This window comes from Mycobacterium sp. TH-M11, from assembly GCF_057473725.1.
In genome coordinates this window covers 1-3280 of sequence record NZ_JBYCLD010000381.1, presented here as the reverse complement: position 1 = coordinate 3280, position 3280 = coordinate 1, and the positions used below count along the sequence as shown (strand labels likewise).

Genomic DNA, 3280 nt, shown 5'->3' with positions numbered 1-3280 from the left:
GACGAGGTCGGCCACGTCGTCGCCGACACCGTCGACCTCGAGCAGCCGATCATCGACGCGGTGGGCCTGGAGCTGCCGTTCTCGCCGGTGTGCCGAGATGACTGCCCGGGGCTGTGCGCGACGTGTGGCATCGCGCTGGCCACCGCCGATCCGGGGCATCACCACGACGAGATCGACCCACGCTGGGCGAAGCTGACGACACTGCTGGGCGACAGCGACGGGGCCGTCCGTGAGTGACCTGCTCGACGCGCTCGAGGTGGACCTGCCCGCCGATCTGTTGACGCTGGCGCTGACCCATCGCAGCTACGCCTATGAGCACGGGGGCCTACCCACCAACGAGCGGCTGGAGTTTCTCGGCGACGCGGTGCTGGGTCTGACCGTGACCGATGAGCTGTACCACCGGCATCCGCAACAGCCGGAAAGTGATCTGGCCAAGATGCGGGCCGGCGTGGTCAACACCCAGGCACTGGCCGAGGTCGCGCGGTCGCTGACCGATCAGGGGCTCGGCGCCCACCTGCTGCTGGGCCGCGGCGAGCTGAAATCCGGCGGAGCCGACAAATCCAGCATTCTCGCCGACAGTCTCGAATCCCTGCTCGGCGCAATCTATTTGCACGGCGGCCTCGAGGCCGCGCAAAAGGTGATCCTGCGATTGTTCAGCGACTTGCTGGACGCGGGCGGCCTCTTGGATTGGAAGACCAGCCTGCAAGAGTTGGTGGCGGCCCGCGGGCTCGGCGTGGCGTCCTACCGCGTCACTGCCACCGGACCCGACCACCAGCGAGAGTTCACCGCGGTGGTGGTCGTCATGGACACCGAGTACGGGTCCGGGACCGGCCGGACCAAAAAAGAAGCCGAGCAGAAGGCCGCCGAGCAGGCGTGCCAGGCGTTGACCGAACTCGACGGTGCCGTACCCGGGGAAACCGCCGGGTAGATGCCCGAGCTACCCGAAGTCGAGGTGGTACGGCGCGGACTGCACGCTCACGTGGTGGGCAAGACGATCGCCGCCGTCCGCGTCCATCATCCGCGCGCGGTCCGCCGCCACGAAGCCGGTCCGGCCGACCTGACCGCCCGGCTGCTGAACGCCCGGATCAGCGGCAGCGATCGTCGCGGCAAGTATCTGTGGCTGACGCTGGACGCGCCCAGCGGTGACGAGCAGGCGCTGGTGGTGCACCTCGGCATGAGTGGTCAGATGCTGCTCGGAGATATCCCCAACGTTGGCCATCTGCGCATCGCCGCGCTGCTCGACGATGGCACCACGCTGAGCTTTGTCGACCAGCGGACGTTCGGTGGCTGGCTGCTGGCCGATCTGGTCACCGTCGACGGCAGCGTGGTCCCCACCCCCGTCGCGCACCTGGCGCGTGATCCGCTGGACCCGCTTTTCGACAGCGATGCCGTGGTGAAAGTTTTGCGGCGCAAGCACTCCGAGATCAAGCGCCAGCTGCTCGACCAGACCGTGGTGTCCGGGATCGGCAACATCTACGCCGACGAGTCGCTGTGGCGGGCCAAGGTGAACGGTGCCCGGCTGGCCGAGAAGCTGACCCGCCCACAGTTGACGGCGCTGCTCGATGCGGCCGCCGAGGTGATGCGTGACGCGCTGGCCCAGGGCGGCACGTCGTTCGACTCGCTGTATGTCAACGTCAACGGGCAATCCGGTTACTTCGACCGATCGCTGAATGTCTATGGTCGCGAAGGCAAGCCGTGCAAGCGCTGCGGCGCGGTGATTCGCCGGGACAAATTCATGAACCGATCCTCGTTCTACTGTCCCCGCTGTCAGCCGCGGCCGCGGGGCTGACAGCGTGCGGTGTTGATTCTGCGTCCACGGCGCGATAGTAGGAGTGGCACGCGCCCAGAGCGCGGAGTCAACACAGAGGTAGAACTAAACCATGACGGATCTGTGGGTCGAACGCACCGGTGTGCGCCGTTACACCGGTCATAGCTCGCGCGGCGCCGAGGTGCTCGTCGGCTCCGAAGACGTCGGCGGGGTCTTCACGCCGGGCGAGCTGATGAAGATGGCGCTGGCGGCGTGCAGCGCAATGTCCAGCGACTCGCCGCTGGCCCGCCGACTCGGCGACGACTATCGGGCGACCATTCGGGTGTCCGGGGATGCCGACCGTGAGCAAGAGGTCTACCCACGACTCCAGGAGTCGCTCGAAATCGACCTGTCCGGACTCGACGACGCCGAAAAGGCGCGCGTCCTGACCGTCGTCCAGCGTGCCGTCGACCAGGTGTGCACGGTCGGGCGAACACTGAAGGCCGGCACCCAGGTCGACTTCCAGGTCGTCGATGTCGGACAGTGAGGCCGTCCGGCTCACCGCGTGGGTGCACGGCCGGGTGCAAGGGGTCGGCTTTCGCTGGTGGACCCGCTCGCGCGCGTTGGAGTTGGGGTTGACCGGCTACGCCTCCAACCAGCCTGACGGCCGCGTGCTGGTCGTCGCGCAGGGAGCACGTGACGCCTGTGAACAGCTGTTGGGTCTGTTGCAGGGCGGAAAAACGCCGGGTCAGGTCGACGCGGTGGTCAGCGACTGGTCGCCGCGCGGCGACGTCATCAGCGGCTTTTCGGAGCGATAACGCCGCTCTTGCTCGGAACGCGTCGCGTCCCGCGCCATCGCCAAACGGGTAGTCTGGCTCGCCGTGTACCTCAAGAGTCTGACGCTGAAGGGCTTCAAGTCCTTCGCCTCGCCGACGACTCTGCGGTTCGAACCCGGCATCACCGCCGTGGTCGGGCCGAACGGGTCCGGCAAGTCCAACGTCGTCGACGCGCTGGCCTGGGTGATGGGGGAGCAGGGCGCCAAGACGCTGCGCGGCGGCAAGATGGAAGACGTCATCTTCGCCGGCACCTCCTCGCGCTCGCCGCTGGGCCGCGCCGAGGTCACCGTCACCATCGACAACTCCGACAACGCGTTGCCGATCGAGTACTCCGAGGTGTCGATCACCCGGCGGATGTTCCGCGATGGAGCCAGCGAATACGAAATCAACGGCAGCAGTTGCCGTTTGATGGATGTCCAAGAATTGCTGAGCGACTCCGGGATAGGCCGTGAGATGCACGTCATCGTCGGGCAGGGCAAGCTCAACGAAATCCTGGAATCGCGGCCCGAGGACCGGCGGGCGTTCATCGAGGAAGCCGCCGGTGTGCTCAAACACCGCAAGCGTAAGGAAAAGGCGGTCCGCAAGCTTGAGTCGATGTCGGCGAACCTGGCCCGGCTGACCGACCTGACCACCGAGTTGCGTCGCCAGCTCAAACCGCTGGGCCGCCAGGCCGAGGTGGCTCGTCGCGCCCAAACCA

At 66.9% G+C, this 3280-nt stretch carries 6 protein-coding genes; all 6 read left to right on the top strand.

All coding sequences use genetic code 11. The annotated features are described in order from the left end of the window. On the top strand, positions 1 to 237 hold a 237-nt coding region (locus AC2VOG_RS15165), incomplete at its 5' end, for a YceD family protein (protein WP_486940705.1). Beyond that, on the top strand, positions 230 to 928 hold the full coding sequence (gene rnc, locus AC2VOG_RS15160; protein WP_486940704.1) for a ribonuclease III: 699 nt from the start codon (positions 230 to 232) through the stop codon (positions 926 to 928). The genes AC2VOG_RS15165 and rnc, both read left to right, overlap by 8 nt. Beyond that, a complete protein-coding gene (mutM, locus tag AC2VOG_RS15155) occupies positions 929 to 1789 on the top strand; it encodes a bifunctional DNA-formamidopyrimidine glycosylase/DNA-(apurinic or apyrimidinic site) lyase (protein WP_486940703.1) in 861 nt (286 codons plus the stop codon). A 91-nt stretch (positions 1790 to 1880) separates the two neighbouring features. Next, a complete protein-coding gene (locus AC2VOG_RS15150) occupies positions 1881 to 2294 on the top strand; it encodes an OsmC family protein (protein WP_486940702.1) in 414 nt (137 codons plus the stop codon). After that, positions 2281 to 2565, top strand: a complete 285-nt coding sequence (locus tag AC2VOG_RS15145; RefSeq protein WP_486940701.1) for an acylphosphatase — start codon at positions 2281 to 2283, stop codon at positions 2563 to 2565. Before AC2VOG_RS15150 ends, AC2VOG_RS15145 begins: the two co-directional genes overlap by 14 nt. Positions 2566 to 2628: 63 nt before the next feature. After that, on the top strand, positions 2629 to 3280 hold a 652-nt coding region (locus tag AC2VOG_RS15140; RefSeq protein ID WP_486940700.1), incomplete at its 3' end, for a chromosome segregation SMC family protein.